A 20,305-nucleotide genomic window follows, 5' to 3' on the forward strand; every position below is an offset into this window, starting at 1 on the left:
CTGCTGTTTCATCCGATGAAGCCGGCTTCTGGGAAAGCTGTTCTGTATGTGCAGGAAGAGAAGCTCTTACTTCCTCCATCATTTTTTCATGTTCAGCAGCATCTACATTATGTTCTCCTGTAAGTTCGACATTTATTTTTATACCAAATTCATCATTTATAAGCTTTGATAATTCTCCGCAGAAATTTGCCCGGACAAGAAGATCATAGCCACCGTTTTTAAGTCCTATTGTAATAAGTCCATCGCCGTAATTAACATCGGCATTATCAAGAAAACCATTGACAACAGCAAGTCTTCTCTTTAATTTGGAGATAAGATCATTGTAATAATCCATTGAAAAAAGCTCTGGCTGATATGTACAATGCAGATTTATTTTATCAAGATTAAGAAGTCCCTCAAGATGCTTTTCAAATGCTATAACATCCTTATAAGGTATCAATTTTGTAAACTTTACATAAAAGGAAATTTCTGTAAGATCTGCTGAATATGTCAGTTTATAAATATTTCCGTCCACAACAGCTTCCGGTATTTCTGAAGTATATTCACTTAAAAAATCCCCTAATCTGATTTCAGTCATTTTTCTACTCCTACAGCAATTCAATTTCCTTTAAAAGCTCAGGAACAATATTTTCTTCCGGAATCTTTCTTAGAATTTCTCCTTTTTTAAACAAAACAGCGCATTTGTCACCGCCGGCAATACCAATATCTGCTTCTTTTGCTTCTCCCGGACCATTTACAAAACAGCCCATTACTGCCACTTTTATATTTTTGTCTATTCCCTTGACAGCTTCTTCAATCGTGTGAGCTGCCTTAACAAGATCAATTCTTGTTCTTCCGCATGTAGGACAGGATATAATTTCAACACCTGAACCTCTTCCCACTGCCTTTAAAATATCCTTAGCAGCATACACCTCCGAAACCGGATTGCCTGTCAGTGACACTCTTATTGTTTCCCCGATTCCATCGCACAGCAGCGAACCTATTCCGGCAGCTGATTTAATAATTCCCATTCTTTCAGTACCGGCTTCAGTAACTCCCAGATGCATCGGATATCCGCATTTAAGAGCTGCAAGTCTGTAGCTTTCAATCATTGTTTTAACATTTGAGGACTTTATAGATATAACAATATTTTCAAAATCAAATCTTTCTAAAAGCTTCACATGATAAAGTGCACTTTCAACCAAAGCTTCCGGAACAGGTGCCTGATATCTTTCAAGAATATGCTTTTCCAGAGAACCTGAATTTACTCCGATTCGTATCGGAATATTTTTATTTGCACAGGTTACTGCCACCTGTTTTACTCTGTCCATATCCCCTATATTTCCGGGATTGATTCTGATTTTATCAACTCCGGCATCTGCTGCGGCAAGAGCAAGACGATAATCAAAATGAATATCAGCCACAAGAGGAATATTTATTTTTTCTTTAATTGCGGGTATAAGCTTTACAGCTTCCATATCCGGAACTGCTACTCTTACTATATCACAGCCTGCTTTTTCAAGCTCCTCCGCCTGAATTACATTGCCTTCAATATCATCTGATCTTTTGTTCAGCATCGACTGAACATAAATCTTTTTACCGTCTAAAATATAATTTCCGACTTTAACCTTTTTTACTGTCCTCATTATTTCATACCTACCCTATTAATTTTTTTATATCACTGAATGTAACAACCACTATAAGCAGCATTAAAAGAGCCATACCAATAAGATGAACAAATCCTTCGTGCTCAGGCTTAACCGGCTTACGCCTTACAGCTTCGATCAGCAGAAACAGAAATCTTCCGCCGTCAAGTCCCGGAATAGGAAGAAGATTAAAAATGCCAAGATTTATTGTAATAAACACAGTAAGATTCATAAGTGTCATAACCGATTCCCTTACAGTTTCACCAGCATCTGTGGCATCTCCTATCGCACCTACCAGTCCAACTGGTCCGGAAAGGTCATTTATTCCATATTTTCCGGAAACAAGATCAACCAGCGAGATCCATATAAGACGTGCCGTTGAAACGCAGTCCTTTGCAGAATATGAAAGAACAGTTATGGGATTTTTGCTTAGTCCCTTTATTCCGAAATCAATTACTGAATCTGTTTTACTGTCATGAAAGGTTACATTGTCAAGTTTTATTTTTTCTCCGTTTCTTTTAACAACCAGATCATAAGTAGCATCCTCTGATGAACTCAGCTGATAGCTTAAATCACTTGTAGTAAAAATTCTCATTCCGTCCATTTTTATTATCTGGTCACCTTCACGCAGTCCGCATTCATAGCTTTGTGCGGTAATAACGCTGCTGTTTTCAGATTCTGTACTGAATCCGCCGACAACAGTACTGGGAACTGCACTTCTCATACATGTTAAAACTATTGTAATAACAAATCCCAGAATAATATTCATGAACGCTCCGGCTACAATGACAATCATCCTCTGCCATACTGGTTTATTATTGAAAGCTCTGTCATTATCGCTTTCCTCATCCTCTCCTTCCATAGCACAGAATCCGCCTATGGGCAGAAGTCTTATAGAATATTCCGTTTCTCCGATCTGTTTTTTCAACAGTCTGGGACCCATTCCTAAAGCAAATTGATTTACTTTGATTCCGCAAAGCTTTGCAGTAAAAAAATGCCCGAATTCATGAATAAAAATTATAACGCCGAAAATGATAATTGCCAGAATATATTTAAGCATAATTCCTCCTATAAAACCCGGCTGTTAACAAAATCCCTTGCTGCACGGTCAAACTCAATAACATCTTCATAAGAAGTAATTTCATTAAATCCAAATTTATCAAGTGACTGGCTTACGATCTCCCCTATATCAAGAAAGCCTATTTTTCCTTTTAAAAAATGTCCTACAGCTTCTTCATTTGCACCATTAACAATACATGGATATGCCCCTCCTCTGCTGATTGCCTCTATGCATGCAGACAGACATTTAAATGTTTCATAATCGGGATTTTCAAATGTCAGAGTACCATAATCCGTAAGACTCAGACGCTGGCAGCTGCATTCCATTCGTTCAGGATAAAGCAACGCATATTGTATAGGAATTTTCATATCCGGTACACCCATCTGGGCAATTACGGAGTTGTCATTATACTCAACCGCTGAATGCAGAACGCTTTGCCTGTGAACGATTATTTCAATCTGATCGGGCGTCAGATCAAATAACCATTTAGCCTCAATAAATTCCAGTCCCTTGTTCATAAGCGTAGAGGAATCTATTGTAATTTTGTTTCCCATACTCCAGTTAGGATGATTTAAAGCCTGTTCAATTGTGACATTTTTAAGTTCATGGGCAGTTTTACCAAAAAACGGTCCGCCTGAAGCTGTAAGAAGAATTTTTTTCAGCTGAGAACGTTTATTTCCCTGAAGGCACTGAAAAATTGCAGAATGCTCACTGTCCACAGTATATATTTTAACATTCATCTGCTTTGCAAGATTCATTACAAGATTACCCCCGGCTACAAGAGTTTCCTTGTTTGCTAAAGCAATATCTTTTCCGGACTTTATAGCTGTAAGAGTCGGGAGCAGTCCCACCATTCCAACAACAGAATTAACCATCATATCATCTGTATTGTCTGCTGCGATTTCACAAAGTCCGTCCATACCTGTAAGAATTTTTATATTTCTGCCTTCCAGAAGTTCTTTTAACTCTTGGTATAGTCCTTCATCAAAAATACAGGCGGTTTTTACATTATTTTCAATACATTGCTTTGCCAGCAGCTTTGTATTTCTGTTAGCAGCAAGAGCATTTATCTGAATACCATGCTTTTGAGCCACCTCAATTGCCTGAGTTCCTATAGAACCCGTAGATCCAAGAATGGAAATTGTTTTTTTCATATAATTATATGCCCGTTTACGGACATAATACCATCCTTTCATATATTTTCGCAAAAAAGGGGCTTTTCAAGCCCCAGTTTATTTTTATTTGTAAATATTAAAAACAGTAATAAATGCATAAAGACAAGGTGCAACAAATACAACACTGTCAAAACGATCCATAAGTCCGCCGTGACCCGGCATAATATTACCGTAATCCTTAATGCCGCACTGTCTTTTCAGTACAGATGCCGACAGATCTCCGACAGTACCGACAACTGCAAGAAGCATTCCTAAAAGGCATACCTCCAGATAATTTACATGTACAGTATAATCTGATATATTTGGCAGTATTTTCGAATAACCAAAATTTATCAGCATAAAAAGCAGTCCTGTTACAAAAATTCCTCCAATAAAACCTTCTACCGTTTTTTTAGGACTCACTTCCGGACAAAGCTTTCTTTTTCCGAAAAATGTCCCGGCAAAATATGCTCCGGAATCTGCAAGCCATGCTCCGCACAAACCCATTATCAGGTACATAAATCCATTTACCTTATCCATATCATGCATAATAATGAGTGTACACATAGCATTGCTTATAAGCAATGTGGAGGCTATAATGAACATCAGTCTGTAATATTTAAGAGTCTTATGCTGAATAATGTATGTTGCAAAAATACAAAGCATTATAAGAAATGTTACAGAAAATCTGTATTTTGCTGAACTCCCCGTTACAAGGAAAGGATTTACAGCAGCATAAATAACAGCGGGAATACATGTAAGTCTGAGTTTTATGCATCTTCCGGCTCTTAATACTTCATATACCATAATAGCAGAAATAAGTCCTACAGCAATATTAAGTACTATGGTATCATGCAGAATAAGTATTATAACAGCTATAACTATACCAACAGCCGCAGAAATAAGTCTGGTTCCCATTTTCAGACACCTCCGAATCTTCTGGAGCGTCTGCTGTATTCAATCAGAGCTTTATCAAGTTCATCAGGAGTAAAGTCAGGCCATAAAACATCAGTAAAATAAAACTCAGCATAGGCAGACTGCCATATCAAAAAATTAGAAATTCTCTGTTCTCCGCTGGGTCTTATCATAAGATCAACATCCGGCACATCTGCAGTATAAAGATACTTTCCGAACATATCCTCGGTAATGTCCCCCGGATTTATCTCCCCGTCCTTTACTTTTGACGCCAGAATACTTGCAGCATGTACGATCTCATCACGTCCGCCGTAATTTATAGCAAGAAGCATTGTCATCTGCTTGTTATCTTTAGTATCCTCCTCAAGATCAATCATTTTTTTCTGAAGATCATCATCAAAAATAGATTTATCTCCAAGGAACAGTACACGGACATCCTCGCCGATATAATTTCTAACATCAATAATATATTCTCTGAAAAGCTCAATTATGGCGTCTACTTCATCTTTGGGTCGTCTCCAGTTTTCAGTTGAAAAGGCGTAAAAAGTAACATTTTTAATTCCGATATCTTTACAGTATCTGGTAATTTTTTTAAACGTCTTAGCCCCTTCCCTGTGACCAAATTTTCTGGGCATAGAACGTTTCTTAGCCCATCTTCCGTTTCCGTCCATGATAAAAGCGATATGCTCCGGAAGATTTTCCGGAAGAGCTTTCGAAGTCTTTTTGTTAAATAATGCCATATATATTCCTCAAAATCAAATGCTCATGATTTCTTTTTCCTTTTCGGAAACAAGATTATCTACATTTTTACAGTATTTATCTGTAATATTCTGAACATCCTTTTCAAAGTCCTTAAGATCGTCCTCTGTGATTTCACCGTCTTTTTTCATTGTTTTAAGTGCTTCAAGAGTATCTCTTCTTACAGAACGGACTGCAACCTTTGTTTCTTCACCGTATTTCTTGATTTCCTTGCAAAGTTCCTTACGCTTTTCTTCTGTAGGCTGAGGGAAAACAAGTCTTATAACTTTACCGTCATTTGTTGGTGTAATACCTATATCAGAAGTCATTATAGCCTTTTCAATAGCTTTCAGTGTAGAAATATCCCATGGCTGAATAACTAAAATTCTTGCTTCTGCAACAGAAACTGCTGCCATCTGATTAATAGGTGTGGGAACACCATAATAATCAACCATAGCCTTATCCAGAACTGCCGGATTTGCTCTTCCGGCTCTGATGGAAGCAAATTCACCCTTAAGTCTGTCTACTGATTTTATCATCTTTTCTTCTGCTTTTTTTATTCTTTCGTTCATAACTCAATTCTCCTTTATAATTGTTCCGATATTTTCGCCCATAACTGCATCATAAATATTATCAGGTCTGCTGAGATCAAATACAAGCAGTCCCATATTATTGTCACGGCACATAGTTGCAGCAGTACTGTCCATTACGCCAAGCTCCTGACTCAGCACATCACTGAATGTAAGAGTATCATATTTCTTTGCATCGTCATATTTATTAGGATCCTTATCATAAACCCCGTCAACCATAGTAGCTTTAAAGAATATATCAGCTTCAATTTCAACTGCCCTTAGTGCGGCAGCTGTGTCAGTTGAGAAGAAAGGATTTCCTGTACCGCAGCCGAAAATAACAAGTCTTCCTTTTTTCAGATGGGACATAGCTTTGTTTCTTATATACGGTTCTGCAACCTGCTGCATTGTAATAGCAGTCTGAACTCTTACATCTACCCCCATAGACTCCAGAACATCTGCAATAGCGAGAGCATTAATAGTTGTTGCCAGCATACCCATATGGTCAGCTCTGGTTCTGTCCATTCCGCCGCTGGAGCGTCCTCTCCAGAAATTGCCTCCGCCTACAACTATACCAATTTCAACTCCGGCATCTGCACATTTTTTTACGCTTTTGCAGATTTCTGTAATAACAGTATAATCCAGACCGAATTTTTTTTCGCCTGCCAATGCTTCACCGCTTAATTTTAAAAGTATTCTTTTATATTTAGGTTCCATTTTTACACCTCTCAAAATATTCTTTTTTTATTTTACACTAAAATCTTCAAGATGTAAAGTAGATTTATACAAATTTATTAAAAAATATTAAACAGTTTTCAGTCTTCGGGATATCAGGGTATGCCTGCAAAGACAGTTTTCCGGCATAAAATTTCAGGTCAAGCCATTTAAAAGACCTGACCGAAACTATCATATTATTAATAAATACCAAAAAATCTTACTATTTCCTCTGCCGGATATGCTCCTGAAAGCTGTTTTACAGCCACGCCATCCTCAAATAAAATAAATGTCGGAATGCTCATTATATTATACTCTGCGGCAATATCCTTTTGCTGATCCACATTTACTTTGCCGAATTTAATACTGCCATATTGTTCTGAAAGTTCCTCAAAAACAGGTGCTGTCATTTTACACGGACCGCACCATTCAGCCCAGAAATCAAGTAAAACTTTTCCCTTATATTCTGTTACCTCTTTTTTAAAATTCTCTTTTGTAATAACTATCATTATATTGCCTCCTTAAATATTCTGCACAGCCTGCCGCTGCAGCAGCTCCGTCCGATGCTGCTGTCACCAGCTGCCTTAATAATTTGGTGCGGCAGTCTCCTGCCGCAAATATTCCCTCAATATTAGTTTTGCAGTCCTCCCCTGACTTAATATACCCATATTCATCCATATCAATTATCCCATCGAATGGTTCATTTCCGGGTATCTGACCGACTGCAACAAACAGTCCGCTTAATTTTATAACTTTACTGTTTCCAGATTTATCTTCAACAATAATTTCTTCAAGCTTATTTTTCCCTTTAATTTCTTTTACTACAGAATTTAATACTATATTAATATTTTTATGCACTTTAAGTTTGTTTACCGACTGTATATCTGCTTTGAATTCATCACGGCGGTGAATCAGATAAACCTCTGAACAAAATCCTGAAAGAAGCAAAGCGTCATCCACCGCAGTATTTCCGCCGCCAACTACCGCAACAGGCTTATTTTTGAAAAACGCTCCGTCACACGAAGCACAATAAGAAATTCCATGACCTGTCAGTGTCTCCTCCATTTCAAGACCAAGCCTGCGGTTTTGTGTACCAACAGCTATTATAATACTTCTTGCTTTCAGTGTTTTCTGTAAGGTACTGACAATTTTAGTATCACCACTTGTTATTTTTATTACATTGTCATATAATACTTCTGCTCCGCAGCGTTTTGCCTGTTCATAAAGTTTAAGGGCAAATTCACTTCCGGAAATATTTGAATATCCGGGAAAGTTTTCTACAGATACTGCCGGCAGTATCTGTCCGCCGCAGATATTTTTTTCTATAACTATAGTTTTCAGACCATACCGTAAAGCGTATATTGCAGCTGAAAGTCCGGCTGTTCCTCCGCCTATAATTGCAACATCATACATATATAATCACCATGTTTATTATTGACATTTACATATGAAATATCCTTCCTTATTTACCAGACTATATAAATGTTCATATTTTCACATAAACACAGCATTTAAGGCAACACCGCACATTTTTTGTACGGCATTGCCTCACATTTACAGTATAAAACAAATTAATCCGCTGCATCCTTCGTTTATTACCCGTTCAAGAGTTTCCTGAATTTTCATTCTTGCTTCAACTGGCATTTTATAAAGCTTATTGTGGAGTCCTTCATTAACAAGCTCATGAAGGGATTTTCCAAAAATATTTGATTCCCATATTTTTTGGGGATTCTCTTCAAATCCGGACAGAAGATACATTACAAGCTCCTCACTTTGCTTTTCAGTACCCACAATCGGGCTTACAGTTGTATTTATAGCAGCTTTCATAAGATGTATCGAAGGTGCTGAAGCTTTAAGTCTTACTCCGTATTTTCCCCCCTGCTTTATTATTTCTGGTTCTTCCAGAGAAAGCTCATCAATATCCGGCATTACAATGCCATAGCCTGTTGCTTCAACCTCATCCAGTGCAGGCTTGATTTTTTCATACTCTTTTTTAATCCTGTTAAGCTCCATAAGAACGGGCAGCAAATCACTTTCATTGACAATTTCTATACCTGTTGTTTCACCTAAAATTTTATAAAACAGCGTACTGTCAAGATTTACCTGAATGGTAACACTTCCCTGCCCCAGGTCAATATCTGAAACGGCTGAATCCGTTACATACTGACATTCCGCTATTCTTTCTGCCGCATGTCTTGCTTCCTTGACAAGTTTTACATCTCTGGCGGATTCTCTTACAGCAGAAAAAATTTCATCTTTAAGCCAATGCCCCTTTGCAAGACCAGTAATCCATTTTTCCATTCTTATATTTATTTCTCTTATAGGAAAGGCAAATAAAATCTGAGTCATTATCTGCTTTATGTCGTTTTCATTAAGCTCAAGACAGTTAACAGGAATAACTGTTGCTCCGTATTTTTCAGAAAGTCTGCTGCACAAAGCCACTGATTCCTCTGACCGTGGATCAACGCAGTTCATAATTACAACAAAGGGTTTATTGATTTCCTTAAGCTCTGAAATCACACGCTGTTCACATTCTTCATATTCATCTCTGGGAATATCCGAAATACTTCCGTCAGTAGTCACAACAAGACCTATGGTAGAATGCTCAGTAATAACCTTCTGAGTACCTACCTCCGCCGCCATGTTAAAGGGTACTTCCTCATCAAACCACGGCGTCATGACCATTCTGGGGGCTTCATTTTCAATATATCCCAGAGAGCTTGGAACTATATAGCCTACACAGTCTATAAGTCTGACATTAAAGCGTGCACCCTCAAGATTTACTTCAACTGCTTCTTCCGGAATAAATTTAGGCTCTGTAGTCATAATTGTTTTTCCGGCAGCCGACTGAGGAAGCTCATCAACAGCTCTTTCTCTTTTAAAATCGCTTTCTATATTCGGAATTACCAGAGTCTCCATAAAGCGTTTTATAAAGGTGGATTTTCCGGTTCTGACAGGACCGACTACGCCGATATAAATATCCCCATCGGTTCTTTTTGATATGTCGTTATAAATATCGTTAATCATCTGTTCCTCCTACACAATCGGTATTAAAAGCATTCCGTTATCTGTCAGGCGTTCATTTTCAAGAGAATTTTCCTCCATTATAGCCTTAACAGATGTAGAATATTTTTTTGCAATATCCCATACGTCCTCATTTTCAACTCCGTAATATAATTTTAGCGCATAATCTCCGTCCCTTATTATTTTTACTGTATCGTCAAATTTTATATCAGTAAGTGCTTCAAAGCTTGATGAGGTATAAAGATTTCCGGTAACTCTTATTTCCGTTTTCAATGAAATGCCGTTGGAGGACGTCAGAGTATATGTACAGCTTATTGCCTCCAGATGCAGATCTACAGTACTGTTTGCTGTGATTTCCTGAAATTCAAGTCTGTTTTCAAAAGGCTCTTCCTTTTCAACTACTGACGGAAAACTATTATCGCTTTTTATCATTATACTGTAACACAGCATTCCGCTTATATTAATGCATTTTTCTTCTGCATTAATACGGATGTTAATATTTTTCACACTGCACCATGCATCATAAACGCATGAAACTGTTCCGCCTTCATTTTCCACAGACGCTTTTGCCTGAATAACTTCATTTATTTGTACAGGAATCTGATCAATTGTAAATTTTGAAGATGCATACTCACACGGATAGGAGGTTGAATAAGCGTCAGTCACCAGCTGAACCGGAAGAGATTTTACCGCACTGCACTGAATATTTATTTTCAGTTCGCATTTTAATACTTTCATTTCTCCGTCTGAATTTGCAGAAGGAATAATGTCACAGGAAATGGCATTGGTTTCAACCTGACACTGATAGCTTTCATCAAGACCGTCCATATCAATTATCTGACTGTATGGCAATGCAAACTGCATTTTTTCCATACCGCTTTCACAGGTATACAAGACATTAATCTGTGCCTCTCCCTTTACTACCAGCTTATTGGCAATAATTTTTTTGTCCGGTCTGAGCATTACAGTGTTAATGCGTATAATATTTATCACCGGAGGGTTTGACATGTTCATTTCCATGTCTTCACTGACTGTAACCACCTTATTTTCTTTGATTTTTTTGGCAGCATATTCTACAGGGATTTTTTTCATCTGTGCATTCATGCCGAAAATATCACAGATCACCTCCTGATTTTTTTCGCCTGTTATCTTAACCTTTACAGAAACTGCTCCCCGCATATCTATACGTCTCTGATTGACCACACGGCAGTTGATATGATCTGTTTTCGGTTTAAGACACACTTCAGGTTTGTTTACACTGTCCCCCAACTGGACTGTTTTAGTATATGTCTGCTTCTGGGATATGCACTGTAAATTGCTGTCCTTTTCCGAGCAATACAGTATTTTTATATCTGCCAGCAATTCGTATGTTACTGTGTCACCGTTTATATTACTTGATAAAATCGTGGGGACTATGCTGCATTTAACAAGCTTAAAAATATCCGGACAATAATCCGGCAGAATATAATCAAGCTCCACACTCTGTTCCTGAACTCCATCATATATTTTTTCATTAACAGACAGAATTTCCCGATTGATCTTTAAATCCATTTATATACCTCCTAATATGCATCAAATCCGTGTTTATTGTTCCGGACTTGTCTTACTAAAATCATTATATTCATAGCACAGTCCGGATATGACATAAATTATCAGAACATATTCTCATAAGACTACTCACTTGATTTTTTTCCTCCGGAATCCTTTGCTGTTCCCAGCAGCATTATTATCATAATAATCAGCAAAACCGACGGCAGCGGAGAATATTTATTTTCAGATACTATTTCAAAAGAAGCTCCGCATGTATCAGTAATATCTGAGAATCTCATAAGAAAACGGCATGCTGCTGCTGAAACCGCAGCTGCAATAATTCTGTATTTTAAAAACATTGCAGTATTAAAATTATCTCCGCCGATTGAAATGATCTGCATAAGAACGCACACTCCGCCGAATGACAAAAGCATTGTAATAACCGGCATCAGTTCAATATCCATCACCGGCAGAGTTACCACATTACTGATTTCCAGAAAAGTCATTATAATATTGTATATCTCATCACTTTCCATTGAAAAAATCCGTCCTGCCCATACTGACACAAACTGTATAATTCCTGTAAGCTTCAGAATACAGCAAAAGCCGCCGAAGGCAACAATCATAATACACATCTGCATCATAGCCGCAGAAGCCGATTTAACCGACGGTATAATACTTCCCTCATTCAGAGATATCTTGCTTTTTCCGGGTCTTTGATACTTCTCCCCGGACATCAGCCCGGAAACAACTGCCGCTGCAAGATTACCCAGTACTACAGAACAAAAAATAATTATTCCCGTATTTGAATCAGGGTACAGAAGTCCGGCTGCTGTTCCTGAAATAAATGCCGGTCCGCTGGAAAAACAAAAGCAATTCATTCTCTGAGCCTGTTTTACTGTAATCTCACCTTTTGTCAGACTGTCTGATACAAGCTTTATTCCGGCAGGATATCCGGATATCATACTTAAAATAAATACTGCAAAGCCTTCTTCGGGAATTTTTAATATTTTTTCTGCAAATGGTCTGAAAGGACGTCCGATTAATCTGTGCAGTCCGGAAGCCGAAATCACAGAGGAAACACACATAAACATAAACATTGAAGGAATTATAATCTTAAGACATCTTTCTATGGAATCAGTTATACTTTTTCCGATACTTTCAGGATATCTCAGGCAGAAATAAACTGATACTGTAATAAGTACTGCAAAAACTGCTGATCTGATTTTCTTTGTCATATTTTTATCACCTTTACAGTATATGCCGTATTTCATGATGGATATTACAGCTTTTCCTATAATATAATTAAACGAGGTGGTATAAATGTCTGAAAAGATTATTGATAAAGGCAAGCGTTTTATAAATATGGAAACACAAATACAAATTACCGGAAACCGTGAAGTTTTAGTTGAATGCTGCAAAAAAATTCTTGAATACAACGATGTATTTATAAAAGTACGGACATGGGATATGACCGTACAGATATGGGGCAGCGGACTTCAGGTAAATGATTTCAATTCAAACGGTATTTATGTTTACGGAAATATCCAGTCGGTTGAACTTATGAAGAACGGGTGAAAAAAATGCTGAAAAATTTAAGAGGTATAGTAAGATTTAAAGCAGGCGGAGACAATATTTATAAATTTATAAACGACATACGAAACAGTCATATTGTCTGCACTTCCCAGTCATGCAGAAACGGTTTTTTTTACGGTCAGATATACAGTCGGGATATGAAAAAATTAAGTAATCTTGCTGAAAAATCCGATATTAATATAGAATTTATTGAAAAAAAAGGACTGAGATTTAAAATTTCAAAATATCGTTTCAGATTCGGAATTTTTTTAGGTATTATATTTGTTCTGGGATTTATATTTTACTGTTCAAATATTGTGGTATCAATAGAAGTATGCGGGAACAAAACGGTTACCAGCGAACAGATCATTTCCGCACTTTATGATATAGGAATTTATAAGGGTAAATTTATTCCGGATATAAATTTCAGAAGCTGCGAACAAAGGCTTCGCCTTAGCATTCCCGATATTGCATGGACTGGTATACGTCATACAGGAAGCCGTATTGTAGTGGATATCACAGAAACCGTGGATCCGCCTGAAATGGTGCGTGACGAGATTCCCTGCAATATAGTAGCATCAAGAGACGCACAGCTTACATACGCTGAAGTATATGCCGGAAAGCTTATGAAAAAAATCGGTGACGGCGTTAAAAAAGGAGATATAATTGTCAGCGGTACTGTAGACGATGAAAAAGGACATATATTAAAAAAACATGCTATGGGTAAAATCTTAGGCATATACAAGGAAGAGGTTACATTTCGTCAGCCATTTGAAGAATCCGGACAGATATATACAGGAGAAGTAACTGAAAAAAAATACTTCTATTTTTTCGGATACAGAATACCTATGTTTTTTAAGTCTGCGGAATATGATACCTATGATTACAGCGAAAGTACAAATAATTTCATGATTTTCGGCAGGGAAATTCCTCTCGGTATCGTTCACAGCGAGTATACTCCTTTTATATATGATGCCATAACATATTCCGAAGAAGAAGCAGACAAAAAGCTTCAGCAGAAGACTGCACTTCATGAAAAAAATTTCTATGACTGCAAAGATATTGACATCATTGACCGCAATATAGAAAAAACTATAAAAAATGACTATATGGAATATAAAATAACTTATACTCTGGAAGGACCTGTCGGAATTGACCATGAAATATTCACAGACTAAAAATCTGTATCATATATTAAAAAAATTCCGCCTGAACCAATAATTTTGTAAATTTCATGAAAAAATCTGTTAAATTTTGAAAAAAATTAGAAAATAAGTATTTAAAAATGTGAAAAACTGTGATATAATAGTAGTGAGAAAATTTTTTGAAAAATAAAATAACGATGGTGTACTGCTTGCCTTATACGCTGGCAAAAACCGTCCGAAAAGAAAAGAGTGTTTTAATGGCTGATAAAATTATAAATGTAAACGATACAGAGCAGATTATAAACTTATTCGGAACTTATGACGAAAATATTAACATGATTCAGAGACAATATGATGTAGTGGTGCTGAGCCGCGGGACTGACATAAAAATTTCCGGAAGTGAAGAAAATGTCAATAAAGCAGCTCAGGCCATAGAAGCTCTTATGAAAATTTCCAAAACAGGTGAACGAGTTACTGGTCAGACTATCAGATACGTCACTTCTATGGTCTCAGACGGCAGAGCTGAACAGATAAACGAACTTATCGGAGACGGAATATGTGTTACTGCAACAGGAAAAATTGTCAGACCAAGAACTGTCGGACAGAAAAAATATATTGACGGAATAAAAAATAATACTATAGTAATGGGTATCGGTCCCGCCGGAACTGGTAAGACATACCTTGCCGTTGCTATGGCGGCAAAGGCTTTCAAAGCTCATGAAGTAAATAAGATAATTCTTACCCGTCCGGCGGTCGAGGCAGGAGAAAAACTGGGATTTCTTCCCGGAGATCTTCAGGAAAAGGTCGACCCTTACCTCCGCCCACTTTATGATGCTTTATTTGAAATGTTCGGAGCTGAAAATTTCTCCAAATATATGGAAAAAGGTATCATAGAAGTAGCTCCTCTGGCGTACATGAGAGGACGTACCCTCGAAGGCTCTTTTATTATTCTTGATGAGGCGCAGAATACTACTTCTGAACAGATCAAAATGTTCCTGACACGTCTGGGCAATGACAGTAAAATGGTAATTACCGGTGACGTTACACAGATTGACCTTCCGGACAGCAAAGGCTCCGGACTTATTGAAGCTATGAAGGTTCTCAGAAATGTTGACGATATATATATACACAAATTCAACGAAAAAGACGTAGTAAGACATAAGCTTGTTCAGGATATTGTAAAGGCTTATGAAAAATACAACAATGAAAGGAGAAAATAATAATGTCAAAATTAAAAGTATATGTAAAAAACAATCAGACCGCTGTTAAAATCCCCGTTGGTATCAGACTGCTGATACGCCGTTGCTGTCAGGCTGTTTTAACAACTGAAAATTTTGGCAAAGACGCAGAAGTCAGCGTTTCATTCGTTTCAAATAAGGAAATCAGAAATCTCAACAAGGCTTACAGAGGCAAGGACAAGGAAACTGATGTCTTATCCTTTCCTCTTACCAGTGAAGACGGAAAACAGGAAATAAACGCCGAAACAGGCTCTGTACTTCTCGGCGATGTGGTTATTTCCCTTGAAATGGCAGTAAAACAGGCTAATATGTATGGTCATTCGCTGGAGCGTGAAGTTGGATTTCTTACAGTCCATTCAATGCTTCATCTTCTGGGCTATGATCATGAAACAAGTCCGCTGGATGAAAGAATAATGAGAGAAAAAGAAGAAGCTGTACTGGAAAAACTAGGCATATCACGAGATGCAACTTATGTTACAGAGGAATCTTAAAACAGCAAAAGAATGGAGATTAATATGACCAAAACCGTTTTTGCAACCATAATAGGCAGGACAAATGCCGGAAAATCATCACTGTTAAACGCAGTTATAGGTGAAAGAATTGCTTCTGTCAGCAGTAAATCCCAGACTACCAGAACAAGAATCACCGGAATAAAAACAATTGATGATACCCAGCTGGTTTTTATTGACACTCCGGGACTACACAAACCTAAAAACAAACTCAGCAATCACATGCTCAATACTGTTAAGGAATCTGTTGCGGATATTGATGCTGTAATTTTTATGGCAGACTGTACTAAAAAGCTCAACAGTCAGGAAGAACACATGCTGACAGATCTGTCAAACGGAAAAATTCCTGTAATTTTTGTACTTAACAAAATTGATCTGCTTGAAAATAAAAGTGAGCTTGTACCTGTTATCTCAGACCTAAGCGGTAAATACAGTCTGGAAGCAATTGTGCCTATAAGCGTTACGGAAAACAACGGCGTTGACCTTGTAATATCAGAGGTTATGAAGCTGGCGTCTGACGGTCCGCATTTCTTCCCTGATGATATGATCACAGATCAGCCTGAAAAGGTCATTGCAGCAGAAATCATAAGGGAAAAGCTTCTTGACCTGTTAAATGATGAAGTACCCCACGGAATCGCTGTAACAGTCGAAAAAATGAGCGAACGTGAGGACAAGGATATTCTGGATATTGACGCTGTAATATACTGCGAAAGGGATTCCCACAAAGGTATTGTTATCGGCAAAGGCGGTTCTATGCTCAAAAAAGCTGCAACTCTTTCCAGACAGGAGCTTGAAAAATTCTTTCAGATAAAGGTAAATCTTCAGTGCTGGGTCAAGGTCAAGGAGGACTGGCGAAACCGTGAGGGACTTATACGTTCCTTCGGACTTACAGAAAAATAACGGCGGATTTATTTTATGATTGAAGATATAATTGAAGCTTTGCTTGAAGTTATACTGGAAGGTATTTTTGATTATTCCAAGTCAAATAATAAGACGAAGAAAAATGCAAACAGAAAAAGAAAACTGAAAAATAAAACGAAGAAAAATGCCGGAAGAAAAAAGCTTAAAAAAGCAAATTAATTTCCATTGATTACATTATATAAAAATACTCAGTCCGGGAAATAATTTTTTAGGGGAATAAAATTTCCGTATAAAAATACTTTTATACGGAAGAACGGAGTTTTTTATGACTAATGAAAAATGGAATATATTTGCATCCACTGGTAAAATAGAAGATTATCTTGAATATAAAAATTCATGTATTGCCCGGAATGTCAAGGATGGTGATATAAATGGAAATGGTGACGCTCAAGGGTATAGTTTTAAGGGAATATCCGGCAGGTGAAAACGATAAATTCATTCATGTTTTCACAAAAGAACGAGGCGTTATTGAAATTTCCGTCAGAGGCGGAAGAAAAATGGTAAGCAAAAATGCAGGCGGATGTCAGCTTTTTGCTTACTCAACATTTTCAGTACGATTTGATAAGGGCAGATATTATCTTGACAGCTGCGAGCCTATACGGCTCTTTTATAAAATCAGAGAGGATCTTGACAAACTGGCACTGGCTGATTATATTTCTGAAGTGCTGACCTATGTGGCAGGTCAGCATGAGCAGAAGGAAGATCTGATGCGGCTGGTACTGAATACATTGCATTTCCTTTCAAACGGAGAAAGGGAATGCATTTTTTTAAAGTCCGTTTTTGAAATGAGATTCATGACAGAAATCGGAATGATGCCGGATATAGTATGCTGCCCTGTATGTATGTCTTATATATCTGATTATATGTGTTTTGATATGCTGAGCACAAAATTATACTGTCACAAATGCTTCCGGGGATCTTATGACGATTCACAGATAAGAATAAATGCATCTGTTGTAAAAGCCCTCAGGCACATTGTATTTGCAGACTTTAACAGACTCTTCAATTTCAGACTGTCAGATAAAAATATGCTCAAACTAAGTCAGCTTACTGAAAGGTATCTGCTGATACATTTAGGAAAAGAATTTAAAACACTTGAATTTTACAAATCATTAGGAAATAAAATTTATGAATAAGTATTATAAAACACTGGAACTACATAAAGTTCTTAAAATGCTTGCTGACATGGCAGCAAACGAAAAAACAAAACAAATGGCTATGGAGCTTGAACCATGCTCTGATTTTGATGAAGTGTGCCGTGAAATGGACAAAACCTCTCAGGCTCTTGACCTTTCAATCAGGTTTGGTACTCCCCCGTTTTACAATATAAAAGATGTTAGTGCATCTTTAAGACGTGCGGCATCAGGTGCGAAAATATCACTTAAGGAACTGCTTGAAATAAAAAGCGTTCTGAATCAGATAGGAGCACTTTCTGACTGGTATGACCACTGTGAAAATATTCAGACAGAACTTGATTATCTCTTCTCATCACTCAGACCTAACAAATATCTCTATGAAAAGCTGGACAGGTCTATTATTTCAGAAGATGAAATTTCAGATGCTGCCAGTCCGGAACTTGCCGCAATAAGGAAGAAAATAAACCGTGCCGGTTCAAAGCTCCGTGATACTCTTGATAAAATGATACGCTCAGAAAGCATCCAGAAAGCATTGCAGGAAAATATTGTTACAATGAGAGACGGAAGGTATGTTCTTCCTGTAAAAGCAGAACACAGGGGAAAAATACAAGGACTTATTCATTCCTCATCTGCATCAGGTCAGACTATTTTTATTGAACCTATGGCAATAGTTGAAGCCAACAATGATATAAGAATGCTTGAAAGTCAGGAACAGGAAGAAATCGAACGCATTATCACAGAGTTGTGCCGTGAATGCGGAGAATGTGCAGATGAAATATCAAGAGGCTATGAAATATGCACTGAACTGAATCTTTACTTTGCAAAGGCTAATCTGGGGGCTAAAATGAAAGCAGCAGCCCCTGAAATTACATGCGATGGCAGACTTCACCTGAACAAGGCAAGACATCCTCTGCTTGATCCAAAAAAAGCAGTACCTATTGATATAAGTCTTGGGGAAAGCTATCAGGCGCTTATTATTACCGGTCCGAATACCGGCGGAAAAACCGTTGCTCTGAAAACTGCCGGACTGCTGTCTGCAATGGTAATGTGCGGAATGCTTATCCCGGTATCTGACGGGAGCAGTGTTTCTGTATACCAAAATATTCTTGCCGATATTGGTGACAATCAAAGTATTGAGCAAAGTCTTTCAACCTTTTCTTCCCATACAAACAAAGTTATCGAAATTATAAATATTGCTGATGAAAATTCTCTGATACTTCTGGACGAACTGGGTTCCGGAACAGATCCGGTAGAAGGTGCTGCTCTTGCTATATCAATTATTGAGCGGCTGAAATGTCAGGGTGCTAAGCTTATGGTGTCAACTCACTATCAGGAGCTAAAGCTTTATGCAATTGAGCAGAATGACGTTGAAAATGCCAGCTGTGAATTTAATATTGAAACCCTGAAACCTACTTACAGACTGATTACCGGTTCTCCGGGAAAATCAAACGCATTTTCAATTTCAGCGTATTTGGGCATGCCGGAGGACGTAATAGAACAGGCAAAAAAACTTGTAAGTGAAGAAAATTCACGGTTTGAAAAGATCGTTGAACAGCTGGAACAATCCAGAATTGAGCTTGAACGTCAGAACGAGGAATTGCGTATTGCAAAACAGGAAGCCGAGGAAACCCGTCAGAAACTTAAAGAAGAACTGGACGCTCTGGAAAAAAACAAGGAACATCAGCTTGAACAGGCAAGACTTCAGGCTACAAGTATTATTGAAAGCGTAAAGGCAGAATCCAACAGTCTTTTAGACGAGCTTGAAGCTATCAAAAAGGAAAAAGACAAAAAAGATTTTGCCGAAAAATATGCAAATGCAAAGTCAAGAAGCAAACAGAGATTCAATAAAATGTATGACAGAGCAAATCCTATTATGGAAAAGCATGACGATGGCTACAGACTTCCCAGAAAGCTTAAAAAGGGAGATACCGTTCTGGTTCGTGACATTGATAAAAAAGCTACAGTATGCAGTGATCCGGACGACAGCGGAAACGTCTACGTTCAGATGGGAATTATGAAAACAAAGGTATCAGTTTTGCAGTTAAGGCTGCTTGACGAACAGAAAGTAACCTATAAAAGTAAGCCAGTTTCAACCAGAAATATCAAAAGTAAAATGGAAAGAAAAGGCACTATGGAACTGGACATAAGAGGAAAAAGTGCGGACGAGGGCGTTTATGAAATGGAAGCGTTTATTGATAATGCCGTCCTTTCGGGACTTAATATGGTTACCATTATCCATGGAAAAGGTACTGGCATTTTAAGATCCGCTATCCATCAGAGACTAAAAACCATGAAATCTGTTAAAAGCTTCCGACTGGGTATTTACGGTGAAGGTGAAAACGGAGTTACTATTGTGGAGCTGAAATAAAAAGTAAATAACCAAAATAAGCATCCGGTTAATTTTATTTAATCGGATGCTTCTATAATATTATTTATTATTGAGTATAATTAA

The 20,305-nt window shown here is 37.6% G+C and carries 21 protein-coding genes and 1 pseudogene; 9 read left to right on the forward strand and 13 right to left on the reverse strand.

Annotated features, from left to right (window positions below; all coding sequences use genetic code 11):
• From ACI4WO_RS01585 to ACI4WO_RS01645, 13 genes and pseudogenes are all read right to left on the reverse strand, one after another.
• Positions 1 to 577, reverse strand: a pseudogene (locus tag ACI4WO_RS01585) (PolC-type DNA polymerase III); the annotation flags it as partial.
• A 10-nt stretch (positions 578 to 587) separates the two neighbouring features.
• Positions 588 to 1,625 carry a flavodoxin-dependent (E)-4-hydroxy-3-methylbut-2-enyl-diphosphate synthase gene (ispG, locus tag ACI4WO_RS01590; RefSeq protein ID WP_439805806.1) on the reverse strand — a complete coding sequence of 346 codons (1,038 nt, stop codon included), beginning with the start codon at positions 1,623 to 1,625 and terminating at the stop codon, positions 588 to 590.
• A gap of 10 nt (positions 1,626 to 1,635) precedes the next feature.
• Positions 1,636 to 2,685, reverse strand: a complete 1,050-nt coding sequence (locus ACI4WO_RS01595) for a M50 family metallopeptidase (protein ID WP_439805807.1) — start codon at positions 2,683 to 2,685, stop codon at positions 1,636 to 1,638.
• Between the two features lie 8 nt (positions 2,686 to 2,693).
• A complete protein-coding gene (locus ACI4WO_RS01600; protein ID WP_439805808.1) occupies positions 2,694 to 3,839 on the reverse strand; it encodes a 1-deoxy-D-xylulose-5-phosphate reductoisomerase in 1,146 nt (381 codons plus the stop codon).
• Between the two features lie 84 nt (positions 3,840 to 3,923).
• Positions 3,924 to 4,757 (reverse strand): phosphatidate cytidylyltransferase, encoded by an 834-nt coding sequence (locus ACI4WO_RS01605; RefSeq protein WP_439805809.1) that lies wholly within the window; start codon positions 4,755 to 4,757, stop codon positions 3,924 to 3,926.
• A 2-nt stretch (positions 4,758 to 4,759) separates the two neighbouring features.
• A complete protein-coding gene (locus ACI4WO_RS01610; RefSeq protein ID WP_439805810.1) occupies positions 4,760 to 5,494 on the reverse strand; it encodes an isoprenyl transferase in 735 nt (244 codons plus the stop codon).
• Positions 5,495 to 5,509: 15 nt separating this feature from the next.
• Positions 5,510 to 6,064 (reverse strand): ribosome recycling factor, encoded by a 555-nt coding sequence (gene frr / locus ACI4WO_RS01615; RefSeq protein ID WP_439805811.1) that lies wholly within the window; start codon positions 6,062 to 6,064, stop codon positions 5,510 to 5,512.
• A 3-nt stretch (positions 6,065 to 6,067) separates the two neighbouring features.
• The gene (gene pyrH, locus ACI4WO_RS01620; RefSeq protein ID WP_439805812.1) at positions 6,068 to 6,778 is read right to left on the reverse strand and encodes a UMP kinase; all 711 of its coding nucleotides are present in this window, start codon (positions 6,776 to 6,778) and stop codon (positions 6,068 to 6,070) included.
• 197 nt (positions 6,779 to 6,975) lie between these two features.
• Positions 6,976 to 7,284 (reverse strand): thioredoxin, encoded by a 309-nt coding sequence (gene trxA, locus ACI4WO_RS01625; protein ID WP_439805813.1) that lies wholly within the window; start codon positions 7,282 to 7,284, stop codon positions 6,976 to 6,978.
• Complete coding sequence (locus ACI4WO_RS01630) at positions 7,256 to 8,188, reverse strand: NAD(P)/FAD-dependent oxidoreductase (protein WP_439805814.1); 933 nt, start codon at positions 8,186 to 8,188, stop codon at positions 7,256 to 7,258. The genes trxA and ACI4WO_RS01630 overlap by 29 nt, the downstream gene beginning before the upstream one ends.
• A 141-nt stretch (positions 8,189 to 8,329) precedes the next feature.
• Entirely contained in the window at positions 8,330 to 9,802 is a 1,473-nt protein-coding gene (gene spoIVA, locus ACI4WO_RS01635) for a stage IV sporulation protein A (protein WP_439805815.1), read from the reverse strand.
• Positions 9,803 to 9,811: 9 nt separating this feature from the next.
• Positions 9,812 to 11,350 carry an SPOCS domain-containing protein gene (locus ACI4WO_RS01640; RefSeq protein ID WP_439805816.1) on the reverse strand — a complete coding sequence of 513 codons (1,539 nt, stop codon included), beginning with the start codon at positions 11,348 to 11,350 and terminating at the stop codon, positions 9,812 to 9,814.
• A gap of 122 nt (positions 11,351 to 11,472) precedes the next feature.
• Entirely contained in the window at positions 11,473 to 12,567 is a 1,095-nt protein-coding gene (locus tag ACI4WO_RS01645; RefSeq protein ID WP_439805817.1) for a hypothetical protein, read from the reverse strand.
• An 85-nt stretch (positions 12,568 to 12,652) separates the two neighbouring features.
• Between ACI4WO_RS01645 and ACI4WO_RS01650 the strand changes: the two genes are divergently transcribed.
• The 9 genes from ACI4WO_RS01650 to ACI4WO_RS01690 all read left to right on the forward strand — a co-directional run bounded on the left by ACI4WO_RS01650 (position 12,653) and on the right by ACI4WO_RS01690 (position 20,221).
• On the forward strand, positions 12,653 to 12,907 hold the full coding sequence (locus ACI4WO_RS01650; RefSeq protein WP_439805818.1) for a YabP/YqfC family sporulation protein: 255 nt from the start codon (positions 12,653 to 12,655) through the stop codon (positions 12,905 to 12,907).
• Between the two features lie 5 nt (positions 12,908 to 12,912).
• On the forward strand, positions 12,913 to 14,082 hold the full coding sequence (locus tag ACI4WO_RS01655) for a sporulation protein YqfD (protein WP_439805819.1): 1,170 nt from the start codon (positions 12,913 to 12,915) through the stop codon (positions 14,080 to 14,082).
• A gap of 224 nt (positions 14,083 to 14,306) precedes the next feature.
• A complete protein-coding gene (locus ACI4WO_RS01660) occupies positions 14,307 to 15,269 on the forward strand; it encodes a PhoH family protein (protein WP_439805820.1) in 963 nt (320 codons plus the stop codon).
• 2 nt (positions 15,270 to 15,271) lie between these two features.
• Positions 15,272 to 15,778, forward strand: coding sequence for an rRNA maturation RNase YbeY (gene ybeY, locus ACI4WO_RS01665; protein WP_439805821.1), 507 nt, complete (start codon positions 15,272 to 15,274; stop codon positions 15,776 to 15,778).
• Positions 15,779 to 15,802: 24 nt separating this feature from the next.
• Positions 15,803 to 16,696 (forward strand): GTPase Era, encoded by an 894-nt coding sequence (era, locus tag ACI4WO_RS01670; RefSeq protein ID WP_439805822.1) that lies wholly within the window; start codon positions 15,803 to 15,805, stop codon positions 16,694 to 16,696.
• Between the two features lie 15 nt (positions 16,697 to 16,711).
• The gene (locus tag ACI4WO_RS01675) at positions 16,712 to 16,876 is read left to right on the forward strand and encodes a hypothetical protein (RefSeq protein WP_439805823.1); all 165 of its coding nucleotides are present in this window, start codon (positions 16,712 to 16,714) and stop codon (positions 16,874 to 16,876) included.
• Between the two features lie 106 nt (positions 16,877 to 16,982).
• On the forward strand, positions 16,983 to 17,141 hold the full coding sequence (locus tag ACI4WO_RS01680; RefSeq protein ID WP_439805824.1) for a hypothetical protein: 159 nt from the start codon (positions 16,983 to 16,985) through the stop codon (positions 17,139 to 17,141).
• On the forward strand, positions 17,089 to 17,853 hold the full coding sequence (recO, locus tag ACI4WO_RS01685) for a DNA repair protein RecO (RefSeq protein WP_439805825.1): 765 nt from the start codon (positions 17,089 to 17,091) through the stop codon (positions 17,851 to 17,853). The genes ACI4WO_RS01680 and recO overlap by 53 nt, the downstream gene beginning before the upstream one ends.
• Complete coding sequence (locus ACI4WO_RS01690; protein WP_439805826.1) at positions 17,846 to 20,221, forward strand: endonuclease MutS2; 2,376 nt, start codon at positions 17,846 to 17,848, stop codon at positions 20,219 to 20,221. Before recO ends, ACI4WO_RS01690 begins: the two co-directional genes overlap by 8 nt.
• Positions 20,222 to 20,305: the final 84 nt, after the last annotated feature.

The organism is Porcipelethomonas sp. (assembly GCF_051893655.1).
GTDB lineage: Bacteria > Bacillota > Clostridia > Oscillospirales > Ruminococcaceae > Porcipelethomonas.